Below are 15,293 nucleotides of genomic sequence, written 5' to 3'. Positions count from 1 at the left end.
TCCTCGATCTGCCGGACGGATCCGGCGATGCGGTCATTCGAGCGTCGAGAGCAGGGCCCGGGCGTCCGTGGTGGGGTCGGTCAGGTTCAGGCGCAGGACCGGACGGCCGTGCTCGGCGAGCACGGTGGCGTCGCCGGCGGCCTGGGCCTGGATGAGCTCGCCGAAGGTGAAGGGGCGGTCGGGGATCGCGAGGTCCTCGGCCGCGTCCGCGGTGATCTGCAGGAACACGCCGACGGGGGTGCCGCCCTTGTGGAACTGCCCCGTGGAGTGCAGGAAGCGCGGGCCCCAGCCGAACGTCACCGGACGGCCGGCCTTGCGGGCGACGGCGTCGCGGAGGCGCTCGAGCTCGGGGAGCGCGAGGCGGTCGACGAACGCCTGCACGGCGACGTAGCCCGTGGGGCCGACGTGCGCGAGCAGGGCGTCGATGGCGGACGACACGTCGGTCGCGCCCTCGGTGACGTCGGACGTGCCGCGGACCTCGATGCCGTCCGTCGTGACGACGGGCGCCTCGGGGGCGGGACGGTCGTCGAGCAGGCCGCGCGCGGCGACCTTGGCGGCCTCCACGTCAGGCTGGTCGAAGGGGTTGATCTCCAGCAGGCGGCCCGCGACGGCGACGGCGTACTCCCACGTGAGGATCTGCGCGCCGAGCGTGCCGCTGATGACGATCTCGCCCTCGGCGGCCTCGTGCGCGTCGACGTCGGCGACGAGCCGCGCGATCTGCAGGTCGGCGAGGTCGAGGCCGAGCTCGGGCGCGTCGGTCGGAAGCACGACGGGCAGGAGGCCCGTGCCGAGCTTGCCGGTCGACTCCGCGATGAGCTGCTCGACCCAGTCGCCGAAGCCGACGATGTGCGTGCCGTCGGAGACGATGCCGAGCTTGTCCTTCAGGGGCGAGGTGCCGGCGATGGCTGCGCCGAGCACGAGGCCCGGGTTCGACACGTCGTCGACGGCGAGCTGCGCGGACGCCGCCTCCGCCTCGTCGAGGAGGCCCCCGATGTCGGCGCCGGCGAGGCCGGACGGCACGAGGCCGAACGCGGTCAGCGCGCTGTAGCGTCCACCCACGTCGGGGTCGGCGTTGAACACGCGGTATCCGTCGGCGCGAGCGGACTCGTCGAGGGGGGATCCCGGGTCGGTGACGATGACGATGCGCCCGGTGGGATCGATGCCCGCCTCGCGGAACGACCTCTCGTACACGCGCTTCTGGCTGTCCGTCTCGAGCGTCGAGCCCGACTTGGAGGAGATGACGACGGCCGTCGTGGCGAGCCGGTCGCCGAGGGCGGCGAGCACCTGCCCCGGGTCGGTCGAGTCGAGGACCGTGAGCTCGACGCCCGCGGTGCGCGTGATGACCTCGGGCGCCAGCGACGAGCCGCCCATGCCGCCGAGGACGATGTGGTCGACGCCCTGGCCGCGGAGCTCCTCGCGGAGCGCCGTGATCTCGGCGACGAGCGGACGCGAGACGGCGACCGCCTGCGTCCAGCCGAGGCGCTTCGTGGCCTCGGACTCGGCGTCGGCTCCCCAGAGGGTGCCGTCGAGCCCGGTGATGCCGGAGGCGACGTGCGCCTCGACGAGCGCGGGGACGTGGGTCTCGACGGCGGTGGCCGCCGCTCCGCTCAGCGCGATGCGGACGCTCACTTGGCGCCGTCCAGGGCGTTGGTGACGGTCTCGATGAGCTCGCTCCACGACACCTTGAACTTCGCGACGCCCTCCTCCTCGAGGAGCTCGGTGACCTCCTTGTAGGAGATGCCGAGTGCGTCGACGCGGTTCAGGACGTCGTTCGCGTCGTCGTAGGAGCCGGTGATCGTGTCGCCCTCGATGACACCGTGGTCGAAGGTCGCGTCGAGCGTCTTCTCCGGCATCGTGTTGACGACGTCCGCGGCGACGAGCTGCGTGACGTACAGCGTGTCGGGCAGGTCGGGGCTCTTGACGCCGGTGGACGCCCACAGCGGACGCTGCTTGTTGGCGCCGGCGCCGAGGAGGCCCTGGGCCCGCTCGGACGCGAAGGACTGCTCGAAGGCCTGGTAGGCGAGCTGCGCGTTGGCGACGCCGGCCTTGCTCTTCAGCGCGGTCGCCTCGTCGGTGCCCAGCGCGTCGAGGCGCTTGTCGATCTCGGTGTCGACGCGCGACACGAAGAAGGAGGCGACCGAGTGGATGGTCGACAGGTCGATGCCGGCCGCCTTGGCCTTCTCGAGGCCGGTGAGGTACGCGTTGATAACCTCGCGGTAGCGCTCGAGCGAGAAGATCAGGGTCACGTTGACGCTGATGCCGGCGCCGATGACCTCGGTGATGGCCTCGAGGCCCTCACGGGTCGCGGGGATCTTGATCATGACGTTCGGCTCGGCGATCCGGTCCCAGAGCTTGTGCGCCTCGTCGATGGTCGCCTGCGTGTCGTTCGCGAAGTCGGGGGAGACCTCGATGGAGACGCGGCCGTCGAAGCCGGCGGTGCGGTCGTAGACGGGGCGGAAGATGCGCGCGGCCTCGCCGACGTCGCGGGTGGTGATCTCGAAGACCGCGCGGTCGACGTCGGCGCCGTCGGCCGCGAGCTCGCGGACCTGGGCGTCGTACGCCTCGCCCTTGGCGAGGGCCGACGCGAAGATGGTGGGGTTCGTCGTGATGCCGACGACGTCGCGCTCGGCGATCACCTTCTCGATGCCCTTGGCATCGATGCGCTCGCGGGACAGGTCGTCGAGCCAGATGCTGACGCCCGCGGCGGAGAGCTGGGCGGTGGGGGAAGTGGTGTCGGTCATGTCGCCTTCTTCATGCTGGTTGTGAGGTTCGGGGGGAGGGGCGCGCGATGCGCTCCCCTCCCGGGTCCCGGCCGGCGGACCGGCCGGGGGTCCGGCGGGGAGCGGAGCAGCTCGGCCGCCCCGCTCCTCGTCAGCTACGCGAGGGAGGCGATGGACTCCTGGGCGGCCTTCACGACGGCCTCCGTGGTGATGCCGAACTCGCGGTACAGGACCTCGTACTCGGCGCTGGCGCCGAAGTGCTCGATCGAGATGCTGCGTCCGTGGTGCCCGACGTACTGCTTCCAGGAGAGCGAGATGCCCGCCTCGACGGAGACGCGCGCGGCGACCGCCTCGGGGAGGACGTGCTCCTTGTAGGCGGCGTCCTGCTCCTCGAACCACTCGAGGCTCGGGGCGCTGACGACGCGGGCCTGGACGCCCTCGCCGGCGAGGGCCTCGCGGGCCTCGACGGCGAACTGCACCTCGGAGCCCGTGGCGATGAGGATCACGTCGGGCGTGCCCTCGGTGTCGGCCAGGATGTAGGCGCCCTTCGCGACGCCGGCGGCCGAGGCGAACTCGGTCGCGGTGGCGTCGCCCGCGCCGCGCTCCAGGACCGGGAGGTTCTGGCGCGAGAGCGCGATGCCCGCGGGACCCATGCGGCGCGTGAGGATCGTCTTCCACGCCTGCGCGGTCTCGTTGGCGTCCGCGGGGCGGATGACGTCGAGGCCCGGGATGGCGCGGAGGCTGGCGAGCTGCTCCACCGGCTGGTGGGTCGGCCCATCGCCGCCGAGGGCGACCGAGTCGTGCGTCCAGACGAAGATCGACGGCGCCTTCATGAGCGCGGCGAGACGGACCGCCGGACGCATGTAGTCGCTGAAGATGAGGAACGTGCCGCCGAAGGGGCGCGTGTTGCCGTGGAGGACGATGCCGTTGAGGATCGCGCCCATGGCGTGCTCGCGGATGCCGAAGTGGAGGACGCGGCCGTAGGGGTCGCCCTTCCACATGTCGGTGGAGCGCTCGGCGGGCACGAAGGACGGCGCCGACTCGATGGTCGTGTTGTTCGACTCGGCGAGGTCGGCCGAGCCGCCCCACAGCTCGGGCATGACCTCGGCGATGGCGTTGATGACCTTGCCGGACGCGGCGCGCGTCGAGACGTCCTTGCCCGCCGGGAAGACGGGGAGCGCCGCGTCGAGGCCCTCGGGTGCGTCGCCTGCGAGGACGCGGTCGAGGAGGGTCTTCCGCTCGGGGTTCGCCTCAGCCCATGCGGCGAGCTTCTCGTCCCACTCGCGGTGCTGCTCCTGGCCGCGCTCGACGGCCTGGCGGGTGTGCTCGAGGACGCCGTCCGGCACCTCGAACGACTTCTCGGGGTCGAAGCCGACGATCTCCTTGACCGCCGCGAGCTCCTCGGCGCCGAGGGCGGAGCCGTGGATCTTGCCGGAGTTCTGCTTCTTGGGGGAGGGCCAGCCGATGATGGTCTTCAGGATGATCAGCGAGGGCTTCCGCGTCTCGGCCTTGGCGGCCTCGACGGCGTCGAACAGCTCCTGGACGTCCTCGACGTACTCGCCGGACCTCTTCCAGTCGACGTGCTGCACGTGCCAGCCGTAGGACTCGTAGCGCGCGGCCACGTCCTCGGTGAACGCGATGTCGGTGTCGTCCTCGATGGAGATCTGGTTGCTGTCGTAGATCGCGATGAGGTTGCCGAGCTCCTGGTGGCCGGCGAGGGACGAGGCCTCGGAGGTGATCCCCTCCTGCATGTCGCCGTCGCCCGCGATCACGTAGACGAAGTGGTCGAAGGGGCTCTCGCCGACCGGGGCCTCGGGGTCGAACAGGCCGCGCTCGAAGCGGGCGGCGTAGGCGAACCCGACGGAGGACGCGAGGCCCTGGCCGAGGGGGCCGGTGGTGATCTCGACGCCGTCGGTGTGGCCGTACTCCGGGTGGCCGGGGGTCTTGGAGTCCCACGTGCGGAGCGCCTGGAGGTCCTCGATCTCGAGGCCGTAGCCGCCGAGGAAGAACTGCGTGTACTGCGTGAGCGAGCTGTGGCCCACCGAGAGGATGAAGCGGTCGCGACCGATCCAGGTGCTGTCGGAGGGATCGCGGCGCATGACCTTCTGGAACAGGAGGTAGGCCGCGGGGGCGAGGCTCATGGCGGTGCCGGGGTGACCGTTTCCGACCTTCTCGACCGCGTCCGCGGCGAGGATCCGTGCGGTGTCGACCGCCTTGCTGTCGATGGGGTCCCATTGCAATGCTGCCACTTGGTTCTAGCCCTTCTGAAGATGGGGGAGGCCCAGCCGGACCGCCTATCAGTATAGGGAACACCCTTCGGGCCTACGGTGTTCCGGCCGCGCCCGGACGAGCCTCGCGCGGCTCGGCTCGGAGGTGCCGTGGCCTACCATGGGGAGGGAATGTCCGGCGAGTTAGAGGTGCGATGAACGTTGCGGTGCAGAGTCGGGTCGATCGGGAGACGATCGGGCTGGCGAGGAAGACCAAGGCGTACGTCGCACTGACGAAGCCGCGCGTCATCGAGCTGCTGCTCGTGACGACGGCGCCCGTCATGATCCTCGCCCAGGGCGGGTGGCCGAACCCCTGGCTGATCCTCGGCGTCCTCGTCGGCGGCTCCCTGAGCGCCGGCAGCGCCAACGCGTTCAACTGCTACATCGACCGCGACATCGACCGCGTCATGAAGCGCACGCAGCGCCGGCCCCTCGTGACGGGGGAGCTGACGGACCGCGAGGCGCTCGTCTTCGCCTGGATCATCGGCGTCGCCAGCATCGTCTGGCTGGGCGTGATCTCCAACTGGCTCGCCGCCGCGCTCTCGCTCGCCGCGATCCTCTTCTACGTGTTCGTCTACACGCTCTGGCTGAAGCGCCGCACGCCGCAGAACATCGTCTGGGGCGGGGCCGCCGGCTGCATGCCCGTGCTCATCGGCTGGGCCGCGGTCACCGGCGACATCTCCTGGGCCCCGGTCATCCTGTTCATGATCGTGTTCCTCTGGACGCCGCCGCACTACTGGCCGCTGTCCATGAAGTACCGCGACGACTACGCCTCGGTCAACGTGCCCATGCTCGCCGTCGTCCGCGGCCGCGCCGCGGTAGGCCTGCAGACCATCCTCTACGCGTGGGCGACGCTGGCCTGCTCGCTCCTGCTCATCCCCGTCGCGGGGATGGGGCTCGTCTACACGGTCGCGGCGCTCGCAGGCGGCGGCTGGTTCGTCTACGAGACGCACCGCCTCTACGACCTCGCGGTGCGCCACGAGCAGATCAAGCCCATGCGCGTCTTCCACGCGTCCATCTCGTACCTGTCGCTGCTGTTCCTCGCGGTCGGGATCGACCCGCTGCTCCCCTTCTGAGCCGCCACGGGGGCTGGGCCCCCGTCCCCGCCCCGATCCACGACAGGGGAGCCTCCGACCGGACGGCTCGCGGTCGGCGCCGTGCTCCCGCATGGGGAGTACGGGAGGCCCTGTCATGCACGGCGGTCTCGCCCCTTCCGTGACGGCCTGCCGGGCAGCACCCGGCCGGACGCGTCCTCGTGGTCGGTCGACGGGCGCTGTCCTCCGCGACCGGGTGCCGGCGGCTCAGCACCCTCGTCTCCTGGACGCGATCGTCGCGGCCGGCGCGGACGACGACGCCCGCCGCGAGCGGTGCTCGGGCGGGCGTCGGCAGGCAGGCAGACAGGCGGGGTGGTCAGCCGACGTGCGCGGAGCGCCGGACCTCCGCCGGGGTGAGCCGCAGGGTGTCCGCGCGGCGGGTCGTGCTGAGGAGCGTCGCCGTCATCGCCGAGGCGAGGAGGCACGCCAGCACCATGTGCAGCCCCACCAGGAACTCCGGGAGACCCGTGCGCGCCTGGATGAGGCCCACAGCGATCTGCACGAGCTCGACGGCGAGCAGCACCCGCGTCCACCGCGACACGGCCGCCCAGCGGTTGCGCGCGGCGACGACCACGAGGACGACGGTGAGGCCGAAGGTCGCGTAGGCGGGCCAGCTGTGCACGTGCTGCAGGAGCTCGGGGTCGAGGCCGTTGCGGGCCGCGCCCTGGTCGCCGGCGTGCGGCCCGGATCCCGTCACGACGATGCCGACGAGGATCGTGATGCCCACCACGACGGCGGTGACCCGGGCCAGCGCCAGGTAGGAGGCCGGCACCGAGCGCTCCGCCTCGTCGAGGGGGTGGTAGGTGCGCCACACCAGCACGGTCGAGAGCACCACGAGCACCACGGACACGACGAAGTGGAGGCCCACGATGTAGGGGTTGAGGCCCGTGAGCACCGTGATGCCGCCGATGACCCCCTGCGCGGGGATGCCGAGGCCGATGGCCAAGGCGAGCGAGAAGAGCCCGCGACCCCGGTTCCGCAGCCGCAGCACCGCGAGGAACGTGGCGATCGCGACGATGACCAGGAGGAACGTCAGCAGGCGGTTGCCGAACTCGATGATGCCGTGGACGCCCATCTCCGGCGTCGAGACGAAGGAGTCCGCGGTGCACCTCGGCCATGTCGGGCAGCCGAGGCCGGAGCCCGTCAACCGGACGAGCCCGCCGGTGCCGACGACGAGCGTCTGCACCACCAGCGTCGTCCAGACGAGGAAGCGGGTCGTCCGCGTGATCCCGTCCGGCAGCCGCTCGCGCAGCCGCCTCCCGACCATGAGGGTCTGACCTAGCACGCTCCCACTGGGAGACTGCCCCGCATCGGTGCCGTGAGTCACTGCCTGCCTTCCGCGCCCGCTGCGATTGCCCGTAGAATCGGGTGGTTCATGGAACACGTCGGGTCTTGCAGCATCCGGCACGTCAGCGAGGACGGCGGGAACAAGTCCACCCGCGTTCGTGTTCATCCTAAGAGGGGTGCGAGGCGTGAAGCCGCCGCATCCCGGACACCCACAGTCTTCCCCCGTCACCGAAGCGGCGTCGCCGTGCGGGGGGCATGCCGATACGGCGCTGATACGCCCAGATCGTCAGGAAAGCAGGTAGCCATGTCAGATGTGCTCATCGACCGACCCGAGCTCGAGAGCCTGGGGCAGTACGAGTTCGGCTGGTCCGACTCGGACGTCGCCGGCGCCTCCGCCAAGCGGGGCATCTCGCCCGAGGTCGTCGCCGACATCTCCCGTCGCAAGAGCGAGCCGGAGTGGATGCTCGCCAACCGCATGAAGGGCTACGAGCTGTTCGGCCGCAAGCCCATGCCGACCTGGGGCGCCGACCTCTCGGGCATCGACTTCGACAACATCAAGTACTTCGTGCGCTCCACGGAGAAGCAGGCCCAGACGTGGGAGGATCTGCCGGACGACATCAAGAACACGTACGAGCGTCTCGGCATCCCCGAGGCGGAGCGCCAGCGCCTCGTCTCCGGCGTCGCGGCCCAGTACGAGTCGGAGGTCGTCTTCCACTCGATCCAGAAGGACCTCGAGGACCAGGGCGTCGATCTTCATGGACACCGACACGGCGCTGCGCGAGCACCCGGAGCTGTTCAGGGAGTACTTCGGCACCGTCATCCCCGCGGGCGACCAACAAGTTCGCCGCGCTGAACACGGCCGTGTGGTCGGGCGGATCGTTCGTGTACGTGCCCAAGGGCGTCCACGTCGAGATCCCGCTGCAGGCGTACTTCCGCATCAACACCGAGAACATGGGCCAGTTCGAGCGGACGCTGATCATCGCGGACGAGGGCAGCTACGTCCACTACATCGAGGGCTGCACCGCACCCATCTATAAGTCCGACTCGCTGCACTCCGCCGTGGTCGAGATCATCGTGAAGAAGGACGCCCGCGTCCGCTACACGACGATCCAGAACTGGTCGAACAACGTCTACAACCTCGTCACCAAGCGCGCGACGGCGGCCGAGGGCGCGACCATGGAGTGGATCGACGGCAACATCGGGTCCAAGGTCACGATGAAGTACCCCTCCATCTACCTCATGGGCGAGCGCGCCAAGGGCGAGACCCTCTCGGTCGCCTTCGCGGGCCCCGGCCAGCACCAGGACGCCGGCGCGAAGATGGTGCACATGGCGCCGTACACGCAGTCGTCGATCGTCTCCAAGTCGATCGCGCGCGGCGGCGGCCGCGCCGGCTACCGCGGCGAGATCCGCGTGGACGCGGCGGCGCACCACTCCGCCAACACGGTCCGCTGCGACGCGCTGCTGGTCGACACCATCTCCCGCTCCGACACGTACCCCGCCATCGACATCCGCGTGGACGACGTCCAGCTCGGGCACGAGGCCACGGTCTCGCGCGTCAGCGAGGAGCAGCTGTTCTACCTGATGAGCCGGGGCATGCCCGAGGACGAGGCCATGGCCATGATCGTCCGCGGCTTCATCGAGCCCATCGCCCGCGAGCTCCCCATGGAGTACGCGCTCGAACTCAACAAGCTCATCGAGATGGGCATGGAAGGATCCGTCGGCTAGATGACGACCCCACTCGCCACCACAGAAGCCGTCGCCCCCACCGGCAACGGCGCCCGCGCGCACACCGACGGGGGGTGGGGCGTCATCCCCATCCAGACCCGCTCCGAGCGCTTCACCTCCACCGACGTCGAGGCGTTCGACGCCGTGACCGGCCGCGAGGCCGTCTGGAAGCTGACGCCCGTCCGCCGGCTCGACGACCTCATCTCCGGTGAGCTCGACGGCGCGCGCTACCCCGTCGCCCACAGCGATGCCGAGGGCACCTCGGTGTCCTGGATCGCCCGGGACGACGCGCGCATCGGCACCGCCGGCGCACCCGAGGACCGCGCCCAGGCGAACGCCTGGTCGTCGTTCGGCGAGGCGCTGGCCATCGAGGTCACGGGGGAGGAGCGCGTCACCGTCACGGTCAGCCGCTCCGAGCTGGGCTCGGCTCCGCGCGCCGCGCACACCCTCATCACGGCCGCGCCCTTCAGCCGCGGCGTCGTCATCCTCGACAACGCCGGATCCGCGTCGCTCGCCGAGAACGTCGAGATCGTCGTGGGCGACCAGGCGGAGCTGACCGTCGTCACCGTCCAGCAGTGGGACGACGAGGCCCGCCACCTGGCCGCGCACCAGGCCGTCGTCGGCCGCGACGCGAAGCTCAAGCACGTGGTGGTGACGCTCGGCGGGTCCATCGTGCGGGTCAACCCCTCCGCGCACCTCTCGAACGAGGGCGCCGACGGCGAGCTGCTCGGCGTCTACTTCGCCGACGCGGGCCAGCACCTCGAGCAGCAGGTGTACGTGGACCACGACGCGCCCAACACCCGCAGCCGGGTCACCTACAAGGGCGCCCTCCAGGGCGCCGGCGCGCGCACGGTCTGGATCGGCGACGTCCTCATCCGGCGCTCCGCCCCGGGCACGGACAGCTACGAGCAGAACCGCAACCTGGTCCTCACGGACGGCACGCGCGCCGACTCGGTGCCGAACCTCGAGATCGAGACCGGCGACATCGCCGGTGCCGGGCACGCGAGCGCCACGGGCCGGTTCGACGACGAGCAGCTGTTCTACCTGCAGGCCCGCGGGATCACGGAGGAGGAGGCGCGCCGCCTCGTCGTGCGCGGCTTCCTGAGCGAGATCGTCCAGCAGATCGGCGTCCCCGAGCTCGAGGAGCGGCTGCAGTCCGCCATCGAGGCGGAGCTCTCCGCATCCACGGGCCCCGGCGCGAGCACCGGGTCGGTCGCACGATGACCGCGGTCCGCATCTGCGCCGTCGACGAGCTCGGCGAGAACGAGGCGCTCCGCATCGAGATCGAGGGCCTGGCCATCGCGCTCGTCAAGGACTCCTCGGGCACGGTGCACGCCATCGGCGACACCTGCACGCACGGCGACATCTCGCTGGCCGAGGGCTTCGTCGAGGGCGACACCCTGGAGTGCTGGGCCCACGGGTCCAAGTTCTCCCTGGAGACGGGCAAGCCGCGCACTCTGCCGGCCTACGAGCCCGTCCCCGTCTACCCCGTGTCCATCGTGGACGGCGACATCCACATCGACACCACCCCGAAGAGCTAGAGGAACGCACCGATGTCAACACTCACCATCTCCGACCTGCACGTCAGCGTCGACACCGAGCAGGGCCGCAAGCAGATCCTCAAGGGCGTCGACCTCACGATCAACGAGGGCGAGATCCACGCGATCATGGGCCCCAACGGCTCGGGCAAGTCCACGCTGGCGTACTCCATCGCAGGCCACCCCAAGTACCACGTCGACTCCGGCTCGGTGACGCTCGACGGAGTCGAGGTCCTCGACATGACGGTGGACGAGCGGCCCGCGCGGGCCTCTTCCTCGCCATGCAGTACCCGGTCGAGATCCCCGGCGTCACCACGACCAACTTCCTGCGCACGGCCAAGACCGCGATCGACGGCGAGGCGCCGGCCATCCGCGGCTGGATCAAGGACGTCCGCACCTCCATGGCGGCGCTCAAGATGGACCCGGCGTTCGCGGAGCGCAACGTCAACGAGGGCTTCTCCGGCGGCGAGAAGAAGCGCAACGAGGTCCTGCAGCTCGAGCTGCTGAAGCCCAAGTTCGCCGTGCTCGACGAGACCGACTCCGGCCTCGACGTCGACGCACTCAAGATCGTGTCCGAGGGCGTCAACCGCGCGAAGGCGAACACGGGCCTCGGGCTCCTGCTCATCACGCACTACACGCGCATCCTCCGCTACATCCAGCCCGACTTCGTCCACGTGTTCGTCGCCGGGCGCGTCGCGGAGCAGGGTGGCCGCGAGCTGGCCGACCGCCTCGAGGAGGAGGGCTACGACCGCTTCCTGACGCCCTCCACCACGGTGACCGCGTGAGCACGCAGAGCACCCTCACCCCGCAGAAGTTCGACGAGGTCGAGGAGGCGCTCAAGGACGTCATGGATCCCGAGCTCGGGATCAACGTGGTGGACCTGGGCCTCATCTACGACCTCGCGTGGGACGACGAGAACGACGCCCTCATCATCCACATGACGCTGACGTCGGCGGGCTGCCCGCTGACCGACGTGCTCGAGGAGCAGACGGCGGAGGCGCTCGACGGCGTCGTCGCCGCGTTCCGCATCAACTGGGTGTGGATGCCGCCGTGGGGTCCGGAGCGGATCACCGACGACGGCCGCGACATGATGCGGGCCCTCGGCTTCTCCATCTGATCCGCACCGCTCGGCCGACGACGGCCCCACCCTCGGGTGGGGCCGTCGTCGCGTGCGAGCCCGACGCGGGAAGCCCGTGGGCCGCCGTCTCGTACACTGGACCGGTCGGGTCCGATGGACGCCCTGCGACCGACCGGGCTCGACCCCCTCTGCTGCGGGTCGCCCTCCTCCCACGGACCGTGGGACATCCGCTGATCAGAAGGACCCCTCACCGTGCTCGCTGTACACGAACTGGAGCTGCGCGTCGGCGCCCGCGTCCTCATGGAGGACGTCTCGTTCCGGGTGAGCCCGGGGACAAGATCGGGCTCGTCGGCCGCAACGGCGCCGGCAAGACCACGCTCACGAAGATCCTCGCCGGGGAGGGCCAGCCCACGGGCGGCCGCATCGACCGCTCCGGCGAGATCGGCTACCTCCCGCAGGACCCGCGCTCCGGCAACCCCGAGGACCTGGCGCGCACGCGCATCCTCGACGCCCGCGGGCTCGGGACGCTCTCGATCGACATGCAGCGCGCGATGCTCGACATGGCGTCGACCGACGAGAAGGTCTCGGCGAAGGCGATGAAGGACTACGGCCGCCTGGAGGAGCGCTTCGTCGCCCTCGGCGGGTACGCGGCCGAGGCGGAGGCCGCGTCCATCGCGAGCAACCTCAGCCTGCCCGACCGCATCCTCGACCAGCCGCTCAGCACCCTCTCCGGCGGTCAGCGCCGCCGCATCGAGCTCGCGCGCATCCTCTTCTCGGGGGCCGACACGATGCTCCTCGACGAGCCCACCAACCACCTCGACGCCGACAGCGTCACCTGGCTCCGCGAGTTCCTCAAGGGCTACCAGGGCGGCCTCATCGTGATCAGCCACGACGTGGAGCTCGTCGGCGACACCGTGAACCGCGTCTTCTACCTCGATGCGAACCGCATGGTCATCGACATCTACAACATGGGCTGGAAGCACTACCAGCGTCAGCGCGCCGCCGACGAGGAGCGCCGCAAGAAGGAGCGCGTCAACGTCGAGAAGAAGGCGGGTGTCCTCCAGCTGCAGGCCGCGAAGTTCGGCGCCAAGGCGTCGAAGGCGGCGGCCGCCCACCAGATGGTGCGGCGCGCGGAGAAGATGCTGTCGGGCCTCGAGGAGGTGCGCGCGGTCGACCGCGTGGCGAAGCTGCGCTTCCCCGAGCCGGTGGCGTGCGGACGCACCCCGCTCATGGCGAGCGACCTCAGCAAGAACTACGGCTCGCTCGAGATCTTCACGGCCGTGGACCTCGCGATCGACCGCGGCAGCAAGGTCGTGATCCTCGGGCTCAACGGCGCGGGCAAGACGACCCTGCTGCGGATCCTCGCGGGCGTCGACCAGCCCGACACCGGGCGCCTCGAGCCCGGCCACGGTCTCCGGGTCGGCTACTACGCGCAGGAGCACGAGACCATCGACGTGAAGCGCAGCGTGCTGGAGAACATGGTCTCCTCCTCGCCGGACATCTCCGAGATGGAGGCCCGGCGGGTGCTCGGCTCGTTCCTCTTCACCGGCGACGACTCCGCCAAGCCCGCCGGGGTGCTGTCCGGCGGCGAGAAGACGCGGCTGGCGCTGGCGATGATCGTGGTGTCCGGCGCCAACGTGCTCCTGCTCGACGAGCCCACCAACAACCTGGACCCCGCGAGCCGCGAGGAGATCCTCGGTGCGCTCAACACCTATCGGGCGCGGTGGTCCTGGTCAGCCACGACTCGGGCGCGGTCGAGGCGCTGAATCCGGAGCGGGTGCTCATCATGCCGGACGGCACCGAGGACCACTGGAGCCCGGACTACATGGACCTCATCGAGCTGGCCTGACGCCCGCGGACCGCGTCGTCCGGTACCGAGCGGGACCCCCCGGCCCGTTCTGGGTGTTGTCAATGCGCGTCGTCGAGGATGCGGTCCTCGATGTCGGCGTCCGACGGCTGCTTGCGCGCCCGCTTCAGCTGCCGCGCGCGCTCCCGGTCCTGCTCCTCGGGATCGTCGGCGTTGATGATGCGGTACTCGTTGCGGACGGCGACGCCCAGCCCCACGAACGCGATGAGCGCGAAGACGATCCACTGGAAGGCGTAGGAGAGGTGCGGGCCCTCGTCCTCCGTGGGACGCGGCGTCGCGAACGGGGCCGCGTCGGCGGGTGCCGGATCCTCGGAGATCAGCAGCCCGTACGCGGCCGTGAACGTCGGGGCCCCCACGCGCTCCGCGATGTCGGGCAGGTGCACCGTCGCGATCTGCCCCTCGGGAGCGGAGCGCCCGGGGAGCTCCGGCTCGCCCGCCTTCAGCCGGGCCGTGACGGTCACCTCGCCCGCGGGCGGTGCCGGCACGGAGTCCGGGGAGTCCTGCGAGTTGCCGACGGGCACCCATCCCCGGTCGACCACGAAGACCCGCCCATCATCGAGCCGCAGGGGTGTGAGGACCTCGAAGCCCGGCTGGCCGTTGAACGGCCGGTTCCGGGCCAGGAGCTGGTCGTCCACCAGATAGGTGCCCGTCATGGTGACGGGCGTCCACTTCTGCGTGTCGACGTACGCGTCCGTGTCCCCCAGCACCTGGTCGACGGGCAGGGGCGCGCTGTCCCAGTTGTCCTCGACCTTGGCGATCTCGGCCAGCGCCTCGTCGCGGCGCGCGAACTGCCAGTGGCTGAGCAGCACGCAGGCGATCGCGAAGACGACCGCCACCAGGAGGTAGCCGGCCCAGCGGCGATTGAGCACGAAGCGCCAGCGGTTCACGCGATCGCCCCCTCGACGGGAGAGTCGATGGCGGCGACACGGACGGGGAAGTCCCGTCCTGCGAGGAACTCGCGGAGGAAGCCGACGTGCTCGTCGCATGCCGTCCACGTCTTCACGCGGTCGGCCGCGTGGATGCGCGGATTCCGCCACTCCACGCGCCATCCGGCGTCCGAGCGGCAGCCGGCGCGCGAGCACTCGACGACGTCCGCGGCACCGGCGGCGCCGAGCCCCCAGGAGGCGAGCCCGCTCACGCGCCGGTCGGGGTGTCGGGCGCGTCGCCCACGGTCGCGGGTCGGCCGTCGGACGGACGCGGCTCGGGCACGCGCCCGGTCTCGTACGTGGTGAACGGCTCCGGCGTCGTGAACGGCTCGGACGCACGGAAGGGCTCGGAGGGCGTGTACGTCGGCGCCGTGGGCGGGAAGCCGGAGTGGCGGGCCGAGACGACCACGACGCCGCCCGGCCGCTCCACCGCGGTGCCCTGGTTGGCGCCCACGTTGGCGAGGATGACGGCGAAGTACGGCAGGACGATGGCGCCGATGGCGGCGACGGCCAGCCACCAGCCCTGCAGGAAGAGGCAGGACAGGATGCAGACCATGCGGATGCTCATGGCGATGGTGTACTTCACCATGCGGGCGTGGCGATCCTCCTGGGGGGACCGGGGGAGGCTGGTGACCGACTGCTGCGTTGTTGGCATGCGTGGATGGCGTCCTTCGGGGAGCGTCGCGCTCCCCATCCCCTCCAGGGTACGCCGCGCCACCGCTAGGCTCGTCCGAGTCCGCAAGCCCCCGTCGAGCCGTAAGGGAAGACCCCCATGAGCACCGCACGCCATG

At 70.7% G+C, this 15,293-nt stretch carries 11 protein-coding genes and 3 pseudogenes; 7 read left to right on the top strand and 7 right to left on the bottom strand.

The genetic code is table 11. From position 1 onward, the window contains the following. Window positions 1-33 precede the first annotated feature (33 nt). From ACZ411_RS00735 to tkt, 3 genes are all read right to left on the bottom strand, one after another. Window positions 34-1,629 (bottom strand): glucose-6-phosphate isomerase, encoded by a 1,596-nt coding sequence (locus tag ACZ411_RS00735; protein ID WP_464167718.1) that lies wholly within the window; start codon window positions 1,627-1,629, stop codon window positions 34-36. Continuing rightward, window positions 1,626-2,741, bottom strand: coding sequence for a transaldolase (gene tal / locus ACZ411_RS00730; protein ID WP_104289218.1), 1,116 nt, complete (start codon window positions 2,739-2,741; stop codon window positions 1,626-1,628). Before tal ends, ACZ411_RS00735 begins: the two co-directional genes overlap by 4 nt. Before the next feature lie 134 nt (window positions 2,742-2,875). Next, complete coding sequence (gene tkt, locus ACZ411_RS00725) at window positions 2,876-4,969, bottom strand: transketolase (RefSeq protein WP_104344695.1); 2,094 nt, start codon at window positions 4,967-4,969, stop codon at window positions 2,876-2,878. A 173-nt stretch (window positions 4,970-5,142) separates the two neighbouring features. On the opposite strand from tkt, the gene ACZ411_RS00720 reads away from it, so the two are divergent. After that, window positions 5,143-6,063 carry a heme o synthase gene (locus tag ACZ411_RS00720; RefSeq protein WP_094115987.1) on the top strand — a complete coding sequence of 307 codons (921 nt, stop codon included), beginning with the start codon at window positions 5,143-5,145 and terminating at the stop codon, window positions 6,061-6,063. A gap of 334 nt (window positions 6,064-6,397) precedes the next feature. Here ACZ411_RS00720 and ACZ411_RS00715 read toward each other — a convergent pair whose 3' ends face one another. Further along, entirely contained in the window at window positions 6,398-7,408 is a 1,011-nt protein-coding gene (locus tag ACZ411_RS00715) for a COX15/CtaA family protein (protein ID WP_104289220.1), read from the bottom strand. A 264-nt stretch (window positions 7,409-7,672) separates the two neighbouring features. Here ACZ411_RS00715 and sufB point away from each other — a divergent pair. From sufB to ACZ411_RS00685, 6 genes and pseudogenes are all read left to right on the top strand, one after another. Further along, window positions 7,673-9,093 (top strand): annotated as a pseudogene (gene sufB / locus ACZ411_RS00710) (Fe-S cluster assembly protein SufB). Beyond that, a complete protein-coding gene (gene sufD / locus ACZ411_RS00705; protein WP_464167714.1) occupies window positions 9,094-10,317 on the top strand; it encodes a Fe-S cluster assembly protein SufD in 1,224 nt (407 codons plus the stop codon). Next, entirely contained in the window at window positions 10,314-10,634 is a 321-nt protein-coding gene (locus tag ACZ411_RS00700) for a non-heme iron oxygenase ferredoxin subunit (RefSeq protein WP_045528105.1), read from the top strand. Before sufD ends, ACZ411_RS00700 begins: the two co-directional genes overlap by 4 nt. A gap of 12 nt (window positions 10,635-10,646) precedes the next feature. Continuing rightward, a pseudogene (sufC, locus tag ACZ411_RS00695) lies at window positions 10,647-11,416 on the top strand (Fe-S cluster assembly ATPase SufC). After that, a complete protein-coding gene (locus tag ACZ411_RS00690; RefSeq protein WP_043669540.1) occupies window positions 11,413-11,748 on the top strand; it encodes a metal-sulfur cluster assembly factor in 336 nt (111 codons plus the stop codon). Before sufC ends, ACZ411_RS00690 begins: the two are co-directional and overlap by 4 nt. A 213-nt stretch (window positions 11,749-11,961) precedes the next feature. Further along, a pseudogene (locus ACZ411_RS00685) lies at window positions 11,962-13,558 on the top strand (ABC-F family ATP-binding cassette domain-containing protein). 59 nt (window positions 13,559-13,617) lie between these two features. Here ACZ411_RS00685 and ACZ411_RS00680 read toward each other — a convergent pair. Genes ACZ411_RS00680 through ACZ411_RS00670 form a run of 3 tightly spaced genes read right to left on the bottom strand, consistent with a single transcriptional unit; the run spans window position 13,618 to window position 15,157 of the window. After that, entirely contained in the window at window positions 13,618-14,463 is an 846-nt protein-coding gene (locus ACZ411_RS00680; RefSeq protein ID WP_464167706.1) for an SURF1 family cytochrome oxidase biogenesis protein, read from the bottom strand. Next, window positions 14,460-14,714 (bottom strand): hypothetical protein, encoded by a 255-nt coding sequence (locus ACZ411_RS00675; protein ID WP_104289222.1) that lies wholly within the window; start codon window positions 14,712-14,714, stop codon window positions 14,460-14,462. The genes ACZ411_RS00680 and ACZ411_RS00675 overlap by 4 nt, the downstream gene beginning before the upstream one ends. Further along, a complete protein-coding gene (locus ACZ411_RS00670; protein ID WP_464167702.1) occupies window positions 14,711-15,157 on the bottom strand; it encodes a DUF3099 domain-containing protein in 447 nt (148 codons plus the stop codon). The genes ACZ411_RS00675 and ACZ411_RS00670 overlap by 4 nt, the downstream gene beginning before the upstream one ends. Between the last annotated feature and the right edge of the window lie 136 nt (window positions 15,158-15,293).

Source organism: Clavibacter sp. AC415 (assembly GCF_979252985.1).
The sequence above is the reverse complement of the archived record's forward strand: the minus strand, read 5'-3'. Positions and strand labels throughout refer to the sequence as shown.